This is a genomic window from Phytomonospora endophytica (assembly GCF_014202425.1).
In the GTDB taxonomy this organism is placed as follows: Bacteria; Actinomycetota; Actinomycetes; order Mycobacteriales; family Micromonosporaceae; genus Phytomonospora; species Phytomonospora endophytica.
The window spans coordinates 271,393-291,077 of sequence record NZ_JACHGT010000003.1 but is presented as its reverse complement, the minus strand read 5'-3'; the positions used below and the strand labels follow the sequence as shown (position 1 = coordinate 291,077).

The following is a 19,685-nucleotide window of genomic DNA, read 5'->3' as shown; positions in this document are numbered from 1 at the left end:
TGAAGGGGAGCTATGACGCTGCGGGGGCTGCTTCGGCCGGTTGTGGTGGGTCTGCTCGTCCTGCTGTCGACGGCGCCCGCCGGCGTCGCGGCCGCCGAGGAGCCAGTGACGCTCGACTCCGGCCAGATCACCGACAAGGTCGGCGCACTGGGCTCGCGTAAAGGCGAGGTCACCACCGCGCTCGACAAGCTGAACACCGACCAGGGCGTGCAACTCTTCGTCGTCTACGTCGGCGACTTCTCCGGGCGCAACGCCCAGACCTGGGCCGATGAGACGGCGAACCGCAACGGCCTCGGCCGGCGGGACATGCTGATGGCCGTGGGCACCTCGGTGCGCCAGTACGCCGTCTCGGTCGACACGGACTTCCCGCTCACCGACGCGCAACTCGACACCGTCGCGCGGGTCGCGATCGAACCGTCGCTCCAGCAGAACGACTGGGCCGGCGCGGCAATCGGCGCGGCCAACGGCTACAACGCCACCCTCTCGGGGAAGCCCGTACCCGGCGTGGCGGTACAGCCCGGTGAGGCCGATCCCGGCGGCGGAGGCGGTGGCAGCGCCTGGCTGTGCCTGGTCGTCGTCCTCGTCCTCGTCGCCATCGCGGTGGCCGTCTGGTGGTTCGTGCGCAAGCGGAAGCAGGCCGCCAAGGGCGGCGGCGCGGCGACCGCCGACCTCACCGGCGTACCCCTGCCCGAACTCGACAAGCAGGCCAGCCAGCTGCTCATCGACACCGACGACGCCGTCCGCACCAGCGAGCAGGAGCTCGGCTTCGCGACCGCCCAGTTCGGCGAGGAGGCGACCGCGCGCTTCAGCGAGACCGTCACCGCCGCCAAAGAGCACCTCAACGTCTCCTTCCGGCTGCGCCAGCGCCTCGACGACTCCGAACCCGAAGACGACGCCACCCGCCGGCAGATGCTCACCGAGATCATCGGCCGCTGCCAGGAGGCCAACACGCGCCTGGACGCCGAGGCCGCCGACTTCGACCGGCTGCGCGACCTCGGCAAGCGCGCGCCGGAGGCGATCGGGGAGCTGGAGGGCACGACCCAGGCCCTCGCCAAGAGGCTCGAAACCGCGAAGGCGACCCTCAACGAACTCGGCACCCGCTACCCGGCAGGTGCGGTGGCGACCATCGCCGAGAACCCCGCCCAGGCCGCCGACCGGCTCGCCTTCGCCGATGAGCAGCTCAACCTCGCCGGAAAGGCACTGGGCACCGGCGACGGGAACAAGGCCGCCGTACTCGTGCGAGCCGCCGAGGAGGCCGTCGGGCAGACCGGGCAACTCCTCGAAGCCGTCGAGAGGCGCGTGGGCGAGCTGCGGGACGCCGAGACGGGTCTGCCGGCCCTGCTCACCGAGACCGACAACGACCTCGCCGAAGGCCGCGCGGCCGTCGCCGCCGGGCGCCAGGGCGCCGGGCTGGCCGAGTCACTCGCCCGCACCGAGAGCGTGGTGGCGAGCGTGCGTCAGGAGATGGCGTCGGGTTCCTTCGACCCGCTCGACGCCGTGCGGCGTCTCGAAGAGGCCGACGGGGCCCTCGACAAGGCACTCGCCGACGTCCGTGACCTTGAGGCCCGCCAGCAGCGCGCCCGCGCCAATCTCGAACAGGCCGCGCTGGCCGCGCGCAGCCGGATCGCGGCGGCGGAGGACTTCATCAACACCAACCGCGGCGGCGTCGGCTCCGAGGCCCGTACGAGGCTCGCCGAAGCGCGCCGCCAGTACGAGCGGGCCGTCGAGCTCAGCTCCACCGACCCGATGGCCGCCCTGGCCGCGGCGCAGCAGGCCGACCAGCTCGCCGCCTCGGCGCGCGACCTGGCCGAGAACGACGTGCGCGGCTACCAGACGCCTTCGATGCCCGGTGGGGGCTTCGGCGGTGGCGGCGGAGGCGGCGGAAGCTCCACCGCGGCCGTGCTCGGCGGGATCCTCATCGGCGGTCTCCTCGGTGGAGGCGGCGGCGGGGGCCGGGGCGGTTCGGGCGGTGGCCCGCGGATGACACCGGGCAGTTTCGGCGGCGGCGGCACACGGGGCCGCCGTGGCGCCGGTGGACGTTTCTGAGCACTCGACGAACAAGGGATGAGGACATGGGTGAGAAGCAGACGATCTTCGGGCGCGTCGCGCAGCTGGCGAAGGCCAACATCAACGCCCTGCTCGACTCGGCCGAGGACCCGGAGAAGATGCTCGACCAGATGATCCGGGACTACTCCAACAACATCAGCGAGGCCGAGCAGGCCGTCGCGACCACGATCGGCAACCTGCGCCTGGCCGAGGACGACTACAACGCCGACGTGCAGGCGGCCAAGGAGTGGGGCGCGAAGGCGGCGTCGGCCAGCGCCAAGGCCGACGAGCTGCGCACGAGCGGCAAGTCCGAGGACGCCGACAAGTTCGACAACCTCGCACGGGTCGCGCTCGGGCGCCAGATCGACTCCGAGAAGGAGGTCAAGGCCGCCGAGCCGAACATCGCCTCCCAGCGCGACGTCGTCGACAAGCTCAAGTCCGGGCTGGAGCAGATGAAACTCAAGCTGACCGAGCTCAAGGGCAAGCGCGACAGCCTGGTGGCCAGGCAGAAGTCGGCCTCGGCGCAGAACAAGGTCAACGACGCGATCAAGAGCGTCAACATCCTCGATCCCACGAGCGAAATCAGCCGCTTCGAGGACAAGATCCGCCGCGAGGAGGCCCAGGCCAGGGGTGCGCAGGAACTGGCATCGTCCTCGCTGGACGCGCAGTTCGAGAGCCTCGACAAGCTCGGCGACGACGCCGAGATCGAGGCGCGCATGGCCGCGCTCAAAGCGGGCTCGTAGTGGAGCGGCCCGCCCGGCACGCCGGTGCCGGGCGGGCCGGTTCACCAAAGGGCCTAGGAGGTCACGCCGCGGCGGGCGGCGGCGAAGCGCCGGAACTCCTCGGCGTCGTCCGGCACGAAAGCGGCCTTGGGCAGGCTCCACGCGTGGCCGGGAAGGTCGACGCGGTGCAGGAGCCACATGTCGGGGTACTCGGTGATCGTGCCGATGAGCCGCCAGGACACGCTGGAGTCCTCACTGGGGGTGGCCGCGCTCAGCCGCTCGTCGGTGAGCACGTAGGTGACCGGTTCGGTCGTGCGGAGACGGGCGGCGACGGCCTTGCCGATGGACGCCACGACGTTGACCCACAGGAACACGTGGAACGCGCCGACCCCGATGAGCATCGGTCCGGCGAAGCGCGCGACGGTCTCGACGCCGGTACCGTCGCCGGGGTCGAGCGCCAGGGCGGCGATGCCACAGGCGGTGAGCGTCGCCGCGTTGAGGAGCAGCCTTCCCCGCTGTGCCCGGCTCATGCGGCGCAGGGCGCGCTTCATCAGCCGCGGATCGGGCCGGTGGTGGAGGGTGATCTGCACCGAGGCTCCCTAGCGGGGACGGACGCGGCGGACCGCGCCGGTGTGTGAGGGCGGCCTCATTCCACCCGCCGCCGCTCCCCCGGTCAAATCCGTGACCCGCCTTTCATCCACGCGCCACCCGGTGGTTCCCCCGTGATCGCAACGGCTAGCGTCAATACGTGACCAACGCAGGCGCCGGCCGGCCTTCCTCCCCCCTCGACACCGCCAACCTGGGCGCGCGTGTCGAGAAGGCCCTCGACGAGTTCCTCGCCCGGCAGCGGCCGCGGCTCACCGACATCGACGGTGCACTCCTGCCCGTGGTCGAGGCCCTCGAAGGCTTCGTCCTCGGTGGCGGCAAGCGCATGCGCCCGGCCTTCGCCTACTGGGGTTACCGGGGCGCCGGCGGCGCCGACGGCGAGCGCCTCGTGGCGTGCGTGGCCTCGCTGGAGCTGCTGCAGGCGTCGGCGCTGATCCACGACGACCTCATCGACGGTTCCGACACCCGGCGCGGGGACCCGTCGGTGCATCGCCGTTTCGCCGGTCAGCACGTCGCCAACGCGTGGTCGGGGTCGGCTGCGGAGTTCGGCGCGGCCGCGGCGATCCTGCTGGGCGACCTGTGCCTGTCGTGGTCGGACGAGCTGTTCTGTTCGGCGGGGCTTCCCGTCGAAGCCGTGATGCGGGCACGTCCGGTCTTCGACGCGATGCGCACCGAGGTGATGGCCGGGCAGTACCTCGACGTTCTCGCCCAGGCGTCGCGGGACACGACGCTCGAACGCGCCGGGAAGGTCGCGCGGTACAAGTCGGCGAAGTACACCGTGGAGCGGCCACTGCTCATCGGCGCCGCCCTCGCCGACGCACCGGCCGAGCTGTCGGCCGCCTACTCGGCCTACGGCCTGCCTCTCGGGGAGGCCTTCCAGATGCGAGACGACGTGCTGGGGGTGTTCGGCGACCCGGTCCGCACCGGCAAGCCCGCCGGGGACGATCTGCGTGAGGGCAAGCGCACCTACCTGATCGCCGCCGCCTACGAATCCGCCGACCCGGCGCAGCGCTCGCTGCTCGACGCCAGGCTGGGTGATCCCGGCCTCGACGCCGAGGGTGTGGCCGCGCTTCGCCAGGTCATCGACGACACCGGGGCGCTCGCGCGCACCGAGGAGCGCATCGACCGGCTCGCCGCCGAGGCGGCGTCGGCGCTGGCCGCCGCCGAGGTCGACGACGCGGCCCGGCCGGTCCTGGAACACCTGGCGACCGCCGCGATCCAGCGCGCCCTCTAGGGGCCGGTCTCGCGGCGTTCGCGCCACATCCACACCGACAGGGTGGACAAGACCAGGGCGAAACCGAAGCCGAGGTCTTCGACGGGTGCGTGGAAGACGCGCAGGCCGAGGATCGTGTCGGGCCGGTAGTTGAAGACGCCCGTCGAGGTCAGGATCCCGTTGGACAGCAGCTGGAACACCAGCACGATCGGGTAGGTCAGCCACCACGTCAGCCTGGTGAGCAGGCGCGTGCGCAGGACGAACAGGTCCAGGGCGGCGGCGGCCAGCATCATGGCGACGGCGAGGACGGTATAGCCCGGGCTCACCGTTCGGCCTTCCCGAGCCGTCCCAGGACCGTGCGGACGGCCTCGAAGCCGAGGATCGCGCAGACCGGGACGACGACGAAGAACAGCACCTCTTCGAGGGGGACCCCGCCGGGCAGGTACGCGCCGATCACCGCGTCGCCGTCGAACCACCACCAGCCGGCGAGGATCGCGGCGGTGTCGATGAGCAGGAACGGGATCGCGACCAGGGCGATCGTGCGCAGGACTCGCCGGTGGCGGGCCAGGACGCGTGTCTTCAGGACCGGTTCGAGCCAGCCAGCGCAGACCAGGCAGCCCAGGAGGACACCGAGATAGATGAGTTGCCGCACGACTACTCACTCCACCGTTCGGCGGAGGCGGGCTCATCCATCACGTTGATTCCCGTTCTTTTGGCGCCACGGCAGCGACCTAAGCGCGCCCCGCTCGTTGAACTCAGTGTCGCGCAAGGACGGGAATGCGCGGAGAGGCGGGGGACGGTGGGCACCCGCGCGGCGCCGGCCCGGTGCATCTGAGGGGATTGCACTGGACCAGGCGACGCAGGTGCCCACCACAACCCTCTCTCCGTGGGTGAACGTTCTGCGGCAACGTCAGTTACATACCTCCTGTCGGTCCACTCGCGCCTGTCGCGAGTGGACCGTCGCATATCACGGTCGCCGTGCCTGCACCCTCGATCCTTCTCACCCCAGGTACTCCTCCCGGCCCGTGGACGCACTTTTCATCCATGCTGGAAGGACCCTCGTGAGACCTTTGCGCACCTTGACCAAGGAGTTCCGCGTCGCAGGCCGGTCCCTGCGCTACGACCTGCGCGGCCGTCGCGGCTCCATCCGCCTCCTCGGCACGATCGTGCTGCTGGTCGCCGCCACCGCGGTGGTCATCGCCACCGGCCTGCTCGGCAGGCTCACCGGAGGCGACACTCCCGGCGACCGGGCCGAGAACGGCTCCGGCCACAGTGGCCAGCCCGCCGGGCTCGCCGAGCAGTACCTCAACCCGCAGGCCAGTGCCGGTTTCCCCTATCTCGGATCGCCCGCGCCCTCGCCGTCGCGGTCCTCGTCTCCGTCGGCCTCGCCGTCGGGACACAAGCCGACCCTCGGCCCCCGGCCGACCGAGACGTCGCACACCCCCTCGCAGTCCCCGAGCGCCGACCCGTCGGGGTCACCGTCACCGTCGGAGTCGCCGTCGCCTTCGGACCCGCCACCGAGCAGCGCACCGGCGAACTGACGCGCACGACGGTAGGTTGTGGACCATGACGACCGCCTACACCGACCGCACGAAGCTCCGGACCGGGGCCTACGCCGACGAGCGTCCCTTGGAGACACGCCGGGCGATCTATGAGTACCGGCGCCCGCGGCTGGACCTGGTCGGCGAAGTCGTCCATCGCTTGCGCGACATCCCCGCCGGGGTCGTGGCCGACGTCGGCTGCGGCTCCGGCGCCTACACGAAGGCGCTGCGGGAACGGCGTTCCGACCTGACCGTGCTCGCCGTGGACTTCTCCCCCGGCATGGTCGGCCACGCCGGGGGGCCCGGGTTCGTCGCCGACGCGATGGCGTTGCCGCTGGCCGAGGACTCGTGTTCGGCCGTCCTGGCCCTGCACATGCTCTACCACGTGCCCGATCCGGCGGCCGCCGTCGCCGAGTTCGGGCGCGTACTGCGTCCCGACGGCAGCTGCCTGATCATCGGTAACGGAGCCGACGACAAGATCGAGTTCATCCGGCTCTGGCGGCAGGCACTCCGCGATGTGCTCGGCGGGGATCCCGAGGGCGACATCTTCGGCTCGTCGATCCTGCGCTTCGGTGACATGGACGCCCTGGCCCGGGAGGTCTTCCCGAGCGTGGAGCGCGTCGAGTACTTCGGCGGCACGATCGTCCCCGACCCGGCGCCCGTGATCGCCTTCATCGACTCCACGCGGCATCTCAACGACCACCCGGAGTTCGACGCCGTCCGCGACCGCGCCGCCGAGATCGTCACCGAAACCGTCGCGCGCGAAGGCGCGTTCACCTTCACCAACCACCTCGGTGTGATCCGGGGTCTGCCTTGCTGAGCCGGCGCCCGGCTGAGGGCACGTTCACGCTGACCACCGACGACGGTATCCACCTCGACGCGGTGCACCTGCATGCCCGCCACCCGTCGGAGCTGGTGATCGTCGTGGCGCACGGGTTCACCGGTACGTGGCGCAGCGCCCGCTTCGGCAACATCATGGAGATCCTGCGCGGCTACGGGGCCGTGCTGAGCTTCCAGTTCCGCGGGCACGGGCGTTCCGGCGGCGGCTCCACACTCGGCGACCGGGAGGTCCTCGACGTCGACGCGGCCGTCGCGCACGCCCGCGAGCTGGGCTACCGGCAGGTGGCGCTGCTCGGCTTCTCGATGGGTTCGGCCGTGGTGGTGCGCCACGCCGGCCTGTACGGGGACGTGTCGGCGGTCGCCGCGGTCAGCGGGCCGAGCCGCTGGTACTACAAGGGGACCGCGTCGATGCGCTGGGTCCACCGGGCGGTGGAGTGGCCGATGGGACGCCTGGTGAGCCGTTCACTGCTGCGCACCCGCATCGCCGACGGAGGCTGGACGGAGGAGCCGGTGCCGCCGTGGCGGGCGGCGGCGATGATCTCACCGATCCCGTTCCTGATCGTGCACGGCGACCGCGACAGGTACTTCCCACTGCGGCACGCCTACGAGCTGTACCACGCGGCGGGCGAGCCGAAGGAGCTGTGGATCGAGAAGGGCGTGGGGCACGCCGAGGCGGGCATGACGCCGCCGATCGTGCACCGGATCGGGCGCTGGCTGGGCGAGCACGCGAAAGGTTAGGCCGTGGGCCGCGTCACGCCCGCGGCCGTCGTCGCAGCGCGGCTCCCGGGAACGGTCGCGCACCACTCGTACACTCGGTTGCAATGGACACCACCGTCACCGACCCGCTGATCGGAGCAGCCCTCGAAGGGCGCTACCGAGTGACCGAACGCGTCGCCACCGGCGGCATGGCGACGGTGTACCGGGCCGTCGACGAGCGCCTCGACCGCGTCGTCGCCGTCAAGATCATCCAGCGTTCCCAGGCCGACGACCCGGGCTTCCTCGCGCGCTTCGAGCGCGAGGCGAAGATCATCGCGCGTCTGTCGCACGCCAACGTCGTCGGCGTGTACGACACCGGCAGCCACGACGGGCTGCCGTACCTGGTGATGGAGTTCGTGGCCGGGCGCACTCTGCGCGACGTCCTCAACGAGCACGAGCGGCTCCCGGTGCGGCACTCGGTGCGCATCGCCGCGAGGCTGCTGGAGGCCCTGTCGGCGGCGCACCGGATCGGGCTCGTCCACCGCGACGTGAAGCCGGAGAACGTGCTGCTCGCCGAGACCGGCGCGGTGAAGGTCGCCGACTTCGGGCTGGCCCGGATCGTGGAGGCCGAGAGCGACCCCGAGGAGGATGGCGGTCAGCTGCTGGCCACCGTCGCCTACGTTCCGCCGGAGCTGGTCGCCGACGGCCTCGCCGACGCGCGTTCCGACGTGTACTCCGCCGGGATCGTGCTCTTCGAGCTGCTGACCGGCGTGGTGCCCTTCGACGGGCCCGACGCCGCCGAGGTCGCCGGGCGGCACGTCCACGAGGACGTCCCCGCGCCGTCCACACTCGTCGACGGGATCCCGCCGGAGCTGGACGCGCTCGTGGTCGCCGCGACCCGCCGCGACCGCGCGGCCCGGCCCGCCGACGCCACCGAGTTCGCCGCGCGCCTGGCCGAACTGCCCGAGCCGGCGGCAGCGCCCGTCGCGCGCAAGCCCCAGCGCAAGACGACCATCCTGCCGACCGAGCCGGTGTTCCAGGGTCGCAGCGCCACACCCGCACCCCCGGCTCCCCGCGCCCCGTCGCGGGTGCTGACCAGGCTGCGCAACGTCCCGCGCCGGACCCTCCTGGCCCTCGGCGCGGTGGCGCTGGCCATGCTGCTCGTCGGCGTGACCGCCTGGTGGTTCTCCGCCGGCCGATACGAGCAGACACCGTCCCTGCTGTCCATGACCGCCGACGAGGCCGAGACCCTCGCCGCCGACAAGGGCTTCACGGTCCGCTTCGACGGCGGCGGCTTCTCCGAGAACATCCCGAAGGACACCGTCCTCGGCCAGAACCCGATGCCCGGGGAGAAGATCCTCGACGGCGAGCCCATCACCCTGACCCTCTCGCTGGGACCCGAGCGCTACGTCATCCCCGCGCTCGCCGGCACCGAGGGCGTGGCCGCGGTCGACCAGCTGTCCGGAATGCACCTCCAGGTGGGGGTGGTCAACGGGTACGACGACACGGTCCCGGAGGGACAGGTCGTGTCGGTGACGCCGGCGCCGGGCACCGAGGTCCGCCGCGACTCGAAGGTCGAACTCGTGGTGAGCATGGGTCCCGCCCCGGTGAAGGTGCCGAAGGTGCTCGGACTCAAGGCCGACGACGGGCGCGCCCAGATCGAGGCGCTCGGTCTGACGGTGACGATCGTCGAGACCTACGACGACCACGTCCAGCCCGGTGAGATCTTCGCCCAGGACCCCGCGCCGGACGCCGGTGTCGGCACGAACACGATGGTGACCTTGACGGTCAGCAAGGGACCGGAGCCGGTGGCGCTCCCGGACGTGACCGGAAAGCCCTTCGAGGAGGCCCGCAGCGAGCTCCAGCGGCTCGGTTTCGAGGTCGACCGCTTCGACCTGCCCCTGGGCGACGACACGGTGTGGGACATGAGCCCCGACGGGAACTCGACCCAGCCGAAGGGCGCGACCATCACGCTCTACACGTACTGACCGGCCGAGAGATCCGCCCGGATGTGATCCGTACCGATCTCGTGCCCACCGTACGCATATGGCACCGCATATCCGCGCTCGGGCTCATTGACTTCCCCTGGGGCAGATGCGAGATTCTCCCTTGTCGATCAAGGAATCCGATCCGACGAGGGGAACGTCATGATTCGTCTGGTGAGCAAACTCAGCGACCGTTTACTGAACCGTCTCGTTCCGGCCGGGGACGCGACGGCCTGCGCCGTCACCTGCGGGAAGGAACGCTGTTCGGGAGGACTGCGGACCGGCCGCTGTGAGAGAACCTGCTGCTACGACTGTCACGGCACGCAGCTCGGCTGCGACGAGTGCGTCTGCTGACGAACCGCCCCGCCACACCCAACCTCACAACGGAGGAAAGCCCGTGATCAAGGCCGTCAAGCGCGTCTCCGACCGGATGCTCGCCAAGTTCGTCCCCGCCACCGACGCGCACGCCTGCGCCACGGTGTGCGTGGAGAAGGTCATCGACGGGCGCTACTGCTACTGCGCCTCGCCGTGCCAGAAGACCTGCTCGTTCTGATCCGAGACGCTCAAGGGCCCCCGAAGCGATGCTTCGGGGGCCCTTGGCCGGTGCGCGTCTAGTCGCCCTTCGGCGGCTCGATCAGGGCCTGGAGGTAGAGCTGCTCACCGAGTTTCTCGATGAGGTCGAGCTGGGTCTCCAGGTAGTCGATGTGCTGCTCCTCGTCGGCCAGGATCGACTCGAAGAGCTTCGCGGAGGTCACGTCGCCGACCTCGCGCATGTGCACGATCCCCTTGCGCAGGCGGTCGACGGCCTCGGCCTCGATCTTCATGTCGCAGCGGAACTGCTCGCCGACGTTCTCGCCGATGCGCAGCGGGAAGAGCCGCTGGTAGTTCGGCATGCCCTCAAGGAAGAGGATCCGGTCGGTCAGGACCTCGGCGTGGCGCATCTCGTCGACCGACTCGGCCCGGGTGTGGGCGGCGAGTTTGGTGTAGCCCCAGTTCTCCTGCATCTTGGCGTGCAGGAAGTACTGGTTGATCGCGGTCAGCTCGGCGGTGAGCTGCTCGTTGAGGAACTCGATGACCTTCTTGTCACCTTGCATGTGCCTGCCTCCCGGGGTTTCAACTGGCGCTTGCTCCAGAGCGTATTACCGGGAGATATCGGACACTAAGCCAGGAACGCCTAATTTAGGTCAGGCTGTGCTCGCTAAGGCGACCCTGAGCCGGCGGTCAGACCAGCGCCCGGACCGGTGACTCGGCTTCGATCATCTCGCAGATCCGGTCGAGGCAGGTGCCGCATCCCGTACCGGCCTCGCAGGCGTCGCCGACGGCCTCCTCGGTGCGCGCGCCGGCCCGGATGGAGTCGCGAACCTCGCATTCGCGCACACGGTGGCAGATACAGACGTACAACGGTCCTCCAAGCAAGCCTCACCTAACGAAGGCTTGCCTAACATAACCGACCGTTCGGCGCACCGCCATAGTCCGTGCTGTCAGCTTTCGGCGGCGGCCGTACCCCCGCTGAGCAGCGAGGTGAGGACTTTCACCGCCTGCTCGGTGCCCGCGTCGTCGACGTCCATGTGCGTCACCAGACGCACCAGCCGCGGCCCGAGAACCGACACCAGGACGCCCTCTTCCCGTGCGGCCGCGCCGAGTGCGGCGGCGTCGGGGACCGTGAGGACCACGATGTTGGACTGGACGCCCCCGGCGTCGCACACACCGAAAGGCGCGAGCGCGGCGGCGAGGCGCTTGGCGTGGGCGTGGTCCTCGGCGAGCCGTGTGATGTGGTGGCGCAGGGCGTGGCGGCCGGCCTCGGCGAGGATGCCGGCCTGCCGCATGCCGCCGCCGAGACGCTTGCGGATGACGCGGGCGGCCGCGACGCGCTCGCGGGTCGAGATCATCAGGGAACCGACGGGCGCGCCGAGTCCTTTCGACAGGCACACCGAGACGGTGTCGAAGAGTTCGCCGTACTCGTGCAGTGGTACGCCGTCGGCGACGTGGGCGTTCCAGATGCGGGCGCCGTCGAGATGCAGGGCGACGGCCCGTTCGTCGGCGAGTTCCCGCAACCTGCGCAGCTTCGCGATCGGGATGACGCGGCCGCCGCCGAGGTTGTGGGTGTTCTCGACGGCCACGGCGACGGTGGGCACGGCGTAGCCGCCGCCGGGGCGGATGAACGCCGCGACGGTGTCGACGTCGAGGTGGCCGGCGCGGGTGGGCCAGGTGCGGGTGGAGACCCCGCCATAGGCCGCCGCGGCGCCGCCTTCGAAGGTCACGACGTGGGCGTCGGAGTCGCAGAGGAGTTCCCCGCCCGGGCCGGCGAGGGTCTGCACGGCGATCTGGTTGGCCATGCTGCCCGAGGGGCAGAAGAGCGCGGCCTCGTGGCCGAACAGCTCGGCGGCCTCGTGTTCGAGGGCGTTGACGGTGGGGTCCTCGCCGTAGACGTCGTCACCGACTTCGGCGCGCGCCATGGCCTCGCGCATCGCGGTGGTCGGCCTGGTGACGGTGTCGCTGCGCAGATCGACGGGCATGCGGCTCAGCTTAGTGAGCGGCGCATGCCCGTCGATGATCGGCTCGGTCGGTCTAGTGGCGTAGCATCTCCGCGACGAGGAAGGCCAGCTCCAGCGACTGCTGCGTGTTCAGCCGCGGGTCGCAGGCGGTCTCGTAGCGGGTCGACAGGTCGGAGTCCTCGATGGCCTGGGCGCCGCCCAGGCATTCGGTGACGTCCTCGCCGGTCAGCTCGATGTGGATGCCGCCCGGGTGCGTGCCGAGGCCGCGGTGGACCTCGAAGAAGCCGAGGACCTCGTCGACGACCCGGTCGAAGTGGCGGGTCTTGTAGCCGCTGGGCGACTCGTGGGTGTTGCCGTGCATCGGGTCGCACTGCCAGATGACCTTGTGCCCGGCGGCGTTGACCTTGTCCACGATGTCCGGGAGGACGTCGCGGATCTTCTGGTTGCCCATGCGGCTGATCAGCGTCAGGCGCCCGGGGACGTTGTCCGGGTTGAGCTTCTCGCACGCCTCGATGGCCCACTCCGGGCTCGTGCCCGGGCCGATCTTGATCCCGATCGGGTTGGCGATTCGGGAGATGAAGTCGATGTGGGCGCCGTCGAGACGGCGGGTGCGCTCGCCGATCCACAGGAAGTGGCCGGACAGGCCGTAGGCCTCCTCGCCGACGACGCGGGTCAGCGCCCGGTCGTATTCGAGGGCGAGCGCCTCGTGGCTGGCGTAGACGGTGACGGTGTGGAGGGCCTCGTCGTCGACGCCGCACGCGGCCATGAAGGCGAGCGCGCGGTCGATCTCGCGGCCGATGTCGTCGTAGCGCTCGCCGGCCGGGGACCGTTTGACGAAGTCCTTGTTCCAGTCGTGGACGGCGCGCAGGTCGGCGATGCCGCCGGTGAGGAACGCGCGGAGCATGTTCATCGCGGCGGCGGCGTTGGCGTAGGCGCGGACCATGCGCTGGGGGTCGGCGACGCGGGCCTCCGCGGTCGCCTCCAGCGAGTTGATCATGTCGCCGCGGTAGACGGGCAGGCCGAGGGCGTCGGTCGCGGCCGAGCGGGGCTTGGTGTACTGCCCGGCGACGCGGCCGACCTTGATGACGGGGACGCTGGCGCCGTAGGTGAGGACGACGGCCATCTGGAGCAGGGTCCGGGCGTTGGCCAGCAGGTGCGATTCGGTGTTGTCGTCGAAGGTCTCGGCGCAGTCGCCGCCCTGGAGGAGGAAGGCCTTGCCCTCACAGACGAGGGCGAGGCGCTCGCGGAGCTGGTCGACCTCGTGGGGGGCGACGATGGGCGGGACGTTGGCGAGCGTCGCGCAGACCGCGTCGACCTCGGCATAGTCGTTCCACGGTGGCATCTGGTCGCGCGGAAAGTCGCGCCAACGGTCCAGTCCGAGCGTGGTCGCGTCGACGACGGGGCCGTCGGTGGACTGGGCTGGGTTGCGGAGATGCTGCCACTGGAGTGTCACGGGGAAATCTTACGGTCGTCGCCGGACGTCTCAGATGGCAGGTGGCCGATCTCAACAGATGAAAGGGGTCACAGTCGTTTCGCGGCGTGCGGCGGCCCGGCCCCTCCCCCACCTCGCCCCCTTCGACCCCAAGCGCGAAAAGCGTCCCTTCTGGCAACTACACGACACTCACGCACCGCATCCACCCGTACGGTCGGCACAGGGAGTGAACAAACGACCATGCCATGAATTGGAGGTGCGGCATGCGGAGAGTTGCGTTGATTCTCGGCGCCGTCCTCACAGTCCTCGCCATCTCATCGCCCGCTCAGGCTTACGCCCATGACAGGGTGGCCAATCCGGCCCTGCACACTGTCCTGGACGTTCTCACCCTGGCGATCGTGACGGCGCCGCTGTGGACGGCTTATTTCTGGGGGAAGGAACGCAGGGCGCTCATGATCGCCCTGATCGGGGTCGTGCAGATCCCGGCGGCGGTTTTCGCGTTCGTGCCGATCCCCGACCCGGTATTGCACGTCGTGGCCCTCGTCGCCGGTCTCACCGTGACGGCGACCTCGCTCTGGTACGTCCGCGCGGCCGCGCGGTCGGCCGAAACGGTCGGCGCCGCGGAGCGTTGACCACCGACGGGGCGGCGTCGCCGACGACGTGACCCCTCCTAGACCCTGCCGAAGCGCTGCCGTCGGCCCCGGTGTGTGGTGGCACCCGGGCCGGCGGCAGTCGCACGTCCGGGCCGGTCTAGACCCCGGCGTGGGCGTAGCGGGCGGGGCCCGGTTCGCCGCCATCGCTGCCGTTGATCAGCAGGTAGCGGGGCTCGGCCTCGCCGACGCGCACCGAGAATCCGATGACGATCTGGCCGCGGCGGTGGACGCGGACCTCCGGGCAGTCGTGGTGGGGGCCTTCCCAGCCTCCGCCGGGGAGGTGGAGCGCGCTGGCGCGGCAGTGGCTCTCGCCGACGTAGCCCCAGGCGCGGAAGACCTCGCGGTCGTCGAACGTGTACACCCCTACCGAGGCGGTCCGGCCGTCCTCTTCCTCTTTGCGGTAGAACCAGCCGTCGAGCCCCGGGACCGCCACTCCTTCGAAGTCGATGTTCTCCACGACCTTGTTCAGGACGAAACCGGCCAGATCCGGCAAAGCGGTGTTCACACGACGTACAACGAGCCGGGCACGCTTTGGTCGCGTACCCGGCTCGTATAAAGCATCACCCGAGTGGATGTTCATCCATTCGGCTCAGCCGAAGAAGACCTCGGCCTCCTGGTAACGCTCCAGCGGGACGGTCTTGAGCTCGCGGGTGGCGTCTTCGAGCGGGACGCGCACGATGTCGGTGCCCTGGAGCGCGACCATCTTGCCCCAGTCGCCGTCGCTGACCGCGTCGATCGCGTGCAGGCCGAAGCGGGTCGCGAGGACCCGGTCGAAGGCCGTCGGGGTGCCGCCGCGCTGCACGTGCCCGAGCACGACCGCGCGGGCCTCCTTGCCGGTCTGCTTCTCGATCTGACCGGCGAGCCAGTTGCCGATCCCGCCGAGGCGGACGTGCCCGAAGGCGTCCAGTTCGCCGGTCTGGGTGACCATGTCGCCCTCGGCCGGCATGGCGCCCTCGGCGACGACGATGATCGGCGAGTAGTCGATCTCGAAGCGCGAGCGCACATGCGCGACGACCTCGTCGAGGTCGAAGCGGCGTTCGGGCAGCAGGATCACGTTCGCGCCGCCTGCCAGGCCGGAGTGCAGGGCGATCCAGCCCGCGTGGCGGCCCATGACCTCCACGACGACGGCCCGGTGGTGGCTCTCGGCGGTGGTGTGAAGGCGGTCGATGGCCTCCATGGCAATGTTCACCGAGGTGTCGAAGCCGAAGGTGTAGTCGGTGGCGCCGAGGTCGTTGTCGATCGTCTTCGGCACGCCGACGACGTGCACGTCGAGGTCGGCGAGCTTCTTGGCGACACCGAGGGTGTCCTCGCCGCCGATGGCGACCAGCGCGTCGATCCCGGTGGCGGCCAGGTTCTCCTTGATGCGCTCGACGCCGCCCTCGATCTTGAAGGGGTTCGTGCGCGACGACCGCAGGATGGTCCCGCCGCGAGGCAGGATTCCGCGGACCTCCTTGATGCCCAGGGGCATCGTGACGTTCTCCAGCGGCCCGCGCCAGCCGTCCCGGAAGCCGACGAACTCGTGGCCGTAGGTGGACACGCCCTTGCGGACGACGGCGCGGATGACCGCGTTGAGACCGGGGCAGTCGCCCCCGCCGGTGAGCACGCCAACGCGCATGTGCTCTCACTCCCTGTGTTTTGTGCGGGCCTGTCTGCCTCGGACACCGGTCATTCGCGACCTGCGGCCTCATTGCCGGTCCGGGCGTGCCGCCACGTGCTGCACTTTAGCCGCTCCGCCCCGCGGGGCTCGGCAGGACCGCCGCGATGATCAGGCCGTGGGATCGGGCCGCATCACGTTCCAGCGCGCCAGGTTGTGGCGGGCGTCGGCGAGCGCGTCGTGCTGGCTGCCCTCGATACTGGGCAGGGTGGGCCGGCCGAGGTCGTCCCACATCTGCTTGAGGTCCTTGGTCATGCGGGGCAACGCGCGCGGCAGCGCCGGCATGGCGCCCCACAGCTGGGCGAGCGCGACATGGTCGTAGGCGCCGTACCAGGCCCACAGTTCCATGCGCACCTGCGAGCGTCCGCGCAGGGGCGCGACGAGGAACTCGTAGAGGTCGTCGCGGATGCGGTCGCGGCCGCGCCAGGCGGGGTCGGCCGGTGAGGGGAGTTTGTCGAGGACGTTGCGGCGGACCCACGGGATCGCCTTGTCGGGGTCGAACTCGGTGGACACCGCATAGAACTCACGGCCGTTCTCGTCCACCACGCCGATCGACACCAGGTCGATGGTGACGCCGTCCTCGATGAATTCGCAGTCGTAGAAGTACCGGTAGGTCATCCGCGCCGTCGACCTTCCGCGCCTTGGCCGTTCAACAGGTGCCCGCCCTCTCTGCGGAGTCGACCGTCCGTTCTCGGACGGGGGTCTCCGCCCCAGACCGGTCGGTCCCACCCGCCCCCGGTCGCGGCCTCCACCCGTACCTGACGGTACGCGACCGCACCACCCGACTACCGGCCGACCGGCGGGGACCGAACAGGGTCTGGCGCCAATGCGGACACTAGGGTATAAAGCTCTCATGGATCCTTACCGAGCGTCGCCGGAAACGATCTCAGGCGTGCGCCGAACGCGTGCGGTGAGGACGTCGACAACACCGGACAGACGATTGCGGGGCTGTACAAGCGAGGTAATTCCAGCCATGATCGGGGGTGCCCGTGGAGACGGTCCTCCCGGTAGGGGGTGTGCAGGTGGACAACCGTTCGTCCGATGATCCGCTCGCCGGTGTGGCGATGTTCTCCGGCCTGGAGCCGGAGGCGCGCAAGCGCATCGCGTCGGTTTCCGTGCCGCGCCAGTACCGCCGCGGACAGCTCGTGTTCGTCGAGGGCGACCCCGGCGAGTCGCTCATCATGATCCGCTCCGGCGCGGTGTCGGTGTTCCGCACCGCCCCGACGGGCGAGCGCGCGATGCTCAACGTCATGCGTCCACCGGACGTGCTCGGCGAGGTGTCCCTCCTCGACGGTTCGCCGCGCTCGGCGTCCGCCGAGGCGATAGAGGACACCTCGGCGCTCGCGCTGTCCCGTGTGGCCTTCATCGACCTAGTCCACGCCAACCCGAGGATGGTCGACGTCGTGCTGCGCGCCATGGGCGTGCTCGTGCGGCGGCTCACCGACCAGAACGCCGACCACGTGTTCCTCGACCTGCCGGGGCGTGTCGCCAAGACGCTCGTACGGCTCGCCGGGAACTCCACGGCGGCGATGGTCACCATCGAGCTCAACCAGAGTCAGCTGGCCGAGATGGCCGGCGGTTCGCGGCAGAGCGTCAACCAGGCGATCGGTTCCTTCGCCGGACGCGGCTGGCTGCGCACCGAGGGGCGCCGCATCGTCGTGACCGACGTACCGGCGCTGCGACGACGGGCGGGGCTCGAAGACAAATAGTTCGGCGGCGGCGACCATCGGCGAATGCATGGGATCGGCACCGCGGCTCTGCCGCGGTGCCGAGGACCAGACGGTGCCGGGCCCCTCGACGAGGTCCGGCACCTCTTCACCCGCTCAAGCGGCCTTGACGAGGTCCGGCGCCGGAGCTCCGCGCCCGCAATGGCGGCAGACTCCACGCCTGCGCAGGTGGTAGGCCAGGGTCGCCGCGCCGAGGGCGAGGCCCCACAGGATCCAGAACATCGCCGGGCCGGTGGTCCCCCACAGCCCCTCCTGCGGCATCTGCTGCAGCGCCATGCGTCCGCCCGGGATCAGCGCGACCGCGACGACGCCGGCGGGAATGATCGCGGTCGCCGGGTGGATCCGCCGTCCGGCCTTGAACCAGACCCAGCGCGGCCACACCTCGCCCCAGCGGGCCACCAGACCGTGCGAGAGGACACTGCCGACGGCGGAGGCGACGCCCAGGCCGAGACCGACCTCCAGCATCCCGGGTGTCGCCCGCATCTCGGCGAGGAACTCCTCGGTGATGCCCAGCGGCCAGCCGAAGTACCAGGCGAGCCGGGTGATGTCGTAGGGCAGCGTCGCCGCGAAGGCGATCCACACCGCCCACTTCCCCCAGCGCCGGGCGGCCTCCGGGGAGGTCCAGCGCGCGGCGGGCCGGTCGTCGCGGCCGCAGCGCACGCAGGCGTGCCGGCTCCGGCGCTGGTAGGCGAGCGCGGCGAGGGTCCACAGCAGGCCGCCGACGAAGATGATGATCAGGTTTCCCCGGTGCCAGTAGATGATGTCGCCGACGCCACCCTGGTCCCCCGGCACGCCGGTGAAGGCGAAGATCAGCAGGGCCGGGGAGAACGCGACCAGCGCGATGATCGTGTAGTCGGGGATCAGCAGGGTGAAGGCGACCGCCTGCAGCCACCCGAGCCCGAGGAGCACCAGGCGGGAAACGCCGTGCCCACGGCGGCGGGCCATGAGGATCCCGGTGACGACTCCCAGCGCCCCTGTCGCCGCGATGAACGGCCCGACCACCTCGGCCCGGCTCGGTTCCAGGAACGACGACGCCGTCAGGTCCTCATCGACCTTCGCGAAGGGGTACGCGGCCCCGCCGAGTGTCCAGTACAGCCCGGCAAGGCCGTACAGCAGCGACCAGGCGGCCGCTGCGTAGGCCGACCAGTCCGGCCAGCGGTGCGGGAAACGCAGAACCATGACGGCTCCTTCTCACGAGACTCTGCACGAGACGACGTGCCTGTCGCCTCTCATCCTCGAAGGACGGCGGTCGTGAGCGAAGATGCCGAAAAGCACCGGTGGGGCCGCGCGGGCCCCACCGGATGTGCCGTTCGGCCTATGAGGCCGCCGGGGTCTCCTTCTGCGGGGACTCCGCGGCGGCGGCGTTGCGGAACTTGGCGGCGTAGGTGTCGATGTACTCCTGGCCGGACAGATCCATCAGCTCGTACATGATCTCGTCGGTGATGGCCCGCTCGACGAGCCGGTCGCCGGCCAGGCCCGAGTAGCGCGAGAAATCGATCGGTTCACCGATCTTGATGTGCACCCGGCCGATCTTCGGCAGCTTCTTCCCGATCGGCTGGAGCTCGCCGGTGTTCATCATCGCCGCCGGGATCACCCGCGCACCCGACTCCAGCGCCAGGCGCGCCACTCCGGTCTTGCCGCGGTAGAGCTTCCCGTCGGGCGAGCGCGTGCCCTCGGGGTAGATGCCGAACAGCTCCCCCTCGGCGAGGACCCGTTTGCCCGTCTCCAGTGCCCCGGCGGCCGCGCGGCCACCGCTCCGGTCGACCGGGATCGCGCCGACGCCGGTGAAGAAGAACCGGCTGAACAGGCCCTTCACGCCGCTGCCGGTGAAGTACTCGGCCTTGGCGATGAAGGTGATCTTTCGCGGGACGACCAGGGGCAGGAAGATCGAGTCGGAGAACGACAGGTGGTTGCTGGCCACGATCGCCGGTCCCGTCTTGGGGATGTTCGACAGGCCCTCCACCTTCGGGCGGTAGATCAGGCGCAGCCACCAACCGACGAAGACATACTTCAACCACCAGTAGAGCACCGGCACCTCCGCAGCATGAGCCCGGTCACGTTGTCGTCTAAGTATT

Annotated in this window: 23 protein-coding genes; 11 read left to right on the top strand and 12 right to left on the bottom strand. The window is 70.4% G+C overall.

Going from position 1 to position 19,685, the window contains the following annotated elements:
* The first annotated feature begins 12 nt into the window (after positions 1-12).
* Positions 13-2,046 carry a TPM domain-containing protein gene (locus HNR73_RS07625; protein WP_184786591.1) on the top strand — a complete coding sequence of 678 codons (2,034 nt, stop codon included), beginning with the start codon at positions 13-15 and terminating at the stop codon, positions 2,044-2,046.
* 26 nt (positions 2,047-2,072) lie between these two features.
* On the top strand, positions 2,073-2,789 hold the full coding sequence (locus HNR73_RS07620) for a PspA/IM30 family protein (protein WP_184786590.1): 717 nt from the start codon (positions 2,073-2,075) through the stop codon (positions 2,787-2,789).
* A gap of 53 nt (positions 2,790-2,842) precedes the next feature.
* Here HNR73_RS07620 and HNR73_RS40640 read toward each other — a convergent pair whose 3' ends face one another.
* On the bottom strand, positions 2,843-3,358 hold the full coding sequence (locus HNR73_RS40640; protein WP_184786589.1) for a YcxB family protein: 516 nt from the start codon (positions 3,356-3,358) through the stop codon (positions 2,843-2,845).
* A 158-nt stretch (positions 3,359-3,516) separates the two neighbouring features.
* Between HNR73_RS40640 and HNR73_RS07610 the strand changes: the two genes are divergently transcribed.
* The gene (locus HNR73_RS07610) at positions 3,517-4,608 is read left to right on the top strand and encodes a polyprenyl synthetase family protein (RefSeq protein WP_184786588.1); all 1,092 of its coding nucleotides are present in this window, start codon (positions 3,517-3,519) and stop codon (positions 4,606-4,608) included.
* Here HNR73_RS07610 and HNR73_RS38985 read toward each other — a convergent pair.
* Both HNR73_RS38985 and HNR73_RS38980 read right to left on the bottom strand, forming a co-directional pair.
* Entirely contained in the window at positions 4,605-4,913 is a 309-nt protein-coding gene (locus HNR73_RS38985; protein ID WP_239121967.1) for a lycopene cyclase domain-containing protein, read from the bottom strand. The genes HNR73_RS07610 and HNR73_RS38985 overlap by 4 nt on opposite strands.
* Positions 4,910-5,239 (bottom strand): lycopene cyclase domain-containing protein, encoded by a 330-nt coding sequence (locus HNR73_RS38980; protein ID WP_203685840.1) that lies wholly within the window; start codon positions 5,237-5,239, stop codon positions 4,910-4,912. Before HNR73_RS38980 ends, HNR73_RS38985 begins: the two co-directional genes overlap by 4 nt.
* A 409-nt stretch (positions 5,240-5,648) precedes the next feature.
* Between HNR73_RS38980 and HNR73_RS07600 the strand changes: the two genes are divergently transcribed.
* The 6 genes from HNR73_RS07600 to HNR73_RS07575 all read left to right on the top strand — a co-directional run bounded on the left by HNR73_RS07600 (position 5,649) and on the right by HNR73_RS07575 (position 10,202).
* Positions 5,649-6,128: a hypothetical protein gene (locus tag HNR73_RS07600; protein WP_184786586.1), complete on the top strand. Its 480-nt coding sequence runs from the start codon at positions 5,649-5,651 to the stop codon at positions 6,126-6,128.
* 25 nt (positions 6,129-6,153) lie between these two features.
* A complete protein-coding gene (locus tag HNR73_RS07595) occupies positions 6,154-6,948 on the top strand; it encodes a class I SAM-dependent methyltransferase (RefSeq protein ID WP_184786585.1) in 795 nt (264 codons plus the stop codon).
* Complete coding sequence (locus tag HNR73_RS07590) at positions 6,942-7,706, top strand: alpha/beta hydrolase (RefSeq protein WP_239121968.1); 765 nt, start codon at positions 6,942-6,944, stop codon at positions 7,704-7,706. The genes HNR73_RS07595 and HNR73_RS07590 overlap by 7 nt, the downstream gene beginning before the upstream one ends.
* Before the next feature lie 83 nt (positions 7,707-7,789).
* Positions 7,790-9,652 (top strand): Stk1 family PASTA domain-containing Ser/Thr kinase, encoded by a 1,863-nt coding sequence (locus tag HNR73_RS07585; RefSeq protein ID WP_184786584.1) that lies wholly within the window; start codon positions 7,790-7,792, stop codon positions 9,650-9,652.
* Between the two features lie 171 nt (positions 9,653-9,823).
* Positions 9,824-10,003, top strand: a complete 180-nt coding sequence (locus HNR73_RS07580; protein ID WP_184786583.1) for a hypothetical protein — start codon at positions 9,824-9,826, stop codon at positions 10,001-10,003.
* A 43-nt stretch (positions 10,004-10,046) separates the two neighbouring features.
* On the top strand, positions 10,047-10,202 hold the full coding sequence (locus tag HNR73_RS07575; protein WP_184786582.1) for a hypothetical protein: 156 nt from the start codon (positions 10,047-10,049) through the stop codon (positions 10,200-10,202).
* A gap of 58 nt (positions 10,203-10,260) precedes the next feature.
* Here HNR73_RS07575 and bfr read toward each other — a convergent pair whose 3' ends face one another.
* The 4 genes from bfr to HNR73_RS07555 form a co-directional block, all read right to left on the bottom strand.
* Positions 10,261-10,743: a bacterioferritin gene (gene bfr / locus HNR73_RS07570; RefSeq protein ID WP_184786581.1), complete on the bottom strand. Its 483-nt coding sequence runs from the start codon at positions 10,741-10,743 to the stop codon at positions 10,261-10,263.
* A gap of 127 nt (positions 10,744-10,870) precedes the next feature.
* The gene (locus HNR73_RS07565; protein ID WP_184786580.1) at positions 10,871-11,050 is read right to left on the bottom strand and encodes a (2Fe-2S)-binding protein; all 180 of its coding nucleotides are present in this window, start codon (positions 11,048-11,050) and stop codon (positions 10,871-10,873) included.
* A gap of 80 nt (positions 11,051-11,130) precedes the next feature.
* A complete protein-coding gene (locus HNR73_RS07560; protein WP_184786579.1) occupies positions 11,131-12,165 on the bottom strand; it encodes a threonine aldolase family protein in 1,035 nt (344 codons plus the stop codon).
* A gap of 52 nt (positions 12,166-12,217) precedes the next feature.
* Entirely contained in the window at positions 12,218-13,597 is a 1,380-nt protein-coding gene (locus HNR73_RS07555) for a class II 3-deoxy-7-phosphoheptulonate synthase (RefSeq protein ID WP_184786578.1), read from the bottom strand.
* 242 nt (positions 13,598-13,839) lie between these two features.
* Between HNR73_RS07555 and HNR73_RS07550 the strand changes: the two genes are divergently transcribed.
* Entirely contained in the window at positions 13,840-14,208 is a 369-nt protein-coding gene (locus HNR73_RS07550; RefSeq protein WP_184786577.1) for a hypothetical protein, read from the top strand.
* A gap of 118 nt (positions 14,209-14,326) precedes the next feature.
* Here the strand turns inward: HNR73_RS07550 and HNR73_RS07545 are convergent, their stop codons facing one another.
* From HNR73_RS07545 to HNR73_RS07535, 3 genes are all read right to left on the bottom strand, one after another.
* Positions 14,327-14,734, bottom strand: a complete 408-nt coding sequence (locus tag HNR73_RS07545) for a hypothetical protein (protein ID WP_184786576.1) — start codon at positions 14,732-14,734, stop codon at positions 14,327-14,329.
* Between the two features lie 84 nt (positions 14,735-14,818).
* Positions 14,819-15,844: a 6-phosphofructokinase gene (locus HNR73_RS07540; protein WP_184786575.1), complete on the bottom strand. Its 1,026-nt coding sequence runs from the start codon at positions 15,842-15,844 to the stop codon at positions 14,819-14,821.
* Positions 15,845-15,994: 150 nt separating this feature from the next.
* The gene (locus HNR73_RS07535; protein WP_184786574.1) at positions 15,995-16,501 is read right to left on the bottom strand and encodes a polyadenylate-specific 3'-exoribonuclease AS; all 507 of its coding nucleotides are present in this window, start codon (positions 16,499-16,501) and stop codon (positions 15,995-15,997) included.
* 446 nt (positions 16,502-16,947) lie between these two features.
* Between HNR73_RS07535 and HNR73_RS07530 the strand changes: the two genes are divergently transcribed.
* A complete protein-coding gene (locus HNR73_RS07530) occupies positions 16,948-17,592 on the top strand; it encodes a Crp/Fnr family transcriptional regulator (protein WP_184786907.1) in 645 nt (214 codons plus the stop codon).
* Between the two features lie 114 nt (positions 17,593-17,706).
* On the opposite strand, the gene HNR73_RS07525 is transcribed toward HNR73_RS07530, so the two are convergent.
* Positions 17,707-18,789: an NYN domain-containing protein gene (locus HNR73_RS07525; RefSeq protein WP_184786573.1), complete on the bottom strand. Its 1,083-nt coding sequence runs from the start codon at positions 18,787-18,789 to the stop codon at positions 17,707-17,709.
* A 136-nt stretch (positions 18,790-18,925) separates the two neighbouring features.
* The gene (locus tag HNR73_RS07520; RefSeq protein WP_184786906.1) at positions 18,926-19,639 is read right to left on the bottom strand and encodes a lysophospholipid acyltransferase family protein; all 714 of its coding nucleotides are present in this window, start codon (positions 19,637-19,639) and stop codon (positions 18,926-18,928) included.
* Positions 19,640-19,685 lie beyond the last annotated feature (46 nt).

Bases quoted from the DNA above. Each gene is read 5' to 3' on its own strand.
- HNR73_RS07625 (WP_184786591.1), top strand. From the start codon at position 13: ATGACGCTGCGGGGGCTGCTTCGGCCGGTTGTGGTGGGTCTGCTCGTC.
- HNR73_RS07620 (WP_184786590.1), top strand. From the start codon at position 2,073: ATGGGTGAGAAGCAGACGATCTTCGGGCGCGTCGCGCAGCTGGCGAAG.
- HNR73_RS07595 (WP_184786585.1), top strand. From the start codon at position 6,154: ATGACGACCGCCTACACCGACCGCACGAAGCTCCGGACCGGGGCCTAC.
- HNR73_RS07585 (WP_184786584.1), top strand. From the start codon at position 7,790: ATGGACACCACCGTCACCGACCCGCTGATCGGAGCAGCCCTCGAAGGG.
- bfr (WP_184786581.1), bottom strand. From the start codon at position 10,743: ATGCAAGGTGACAAGAAGGTCATCGAGTTCCTCAACGAGCAGCTCACC.
- HNR73_RS07560 (WP_184786579.1), bottom strand. From the start codon at position 12,165: ATGCCCGTCGATCTGCGCAGCGACACCGTCACCAGGCCGACCACCGCG.
- HNR73_RS07550 (WP_184786577.1), top strand. From the start codon at position 13,840: ATGCGGAGAGTTGCGTTGATTCTCGGCGCCGTCCTCACAGTCCTCGCC.
- HNR73_RS07540 (WP_184786575.1), bottom strand. From the start codon at position 15,844: ATGCGCGTTGGCGTGCTCACCGGCGGGGGCGACTGCCCCGGTCTCAAC.
- HNR73_RS07535 (WP_184786574.1), bottom strand. From the start codon at position 16,501: ATGACCTACCGGTACTTCTACGACTGCGAATTCATCGAGGACGGCGTC.
- HNR73_RS07530 (WP_184786907.1), top strand. From the start codon at position 16,948: ATGTTCTCCGGCCTGGAGCCGGAGGCGCGCAAGCGCATCGCGTCGGTT.
- HNR73_RS07525 (WP_184786573.1), bottom strand. From the start codon at position 18,789: ATGGTTCTGCGTTTCCCGCACCGCTGGCCGGACTGGTCGGCCTACGCA.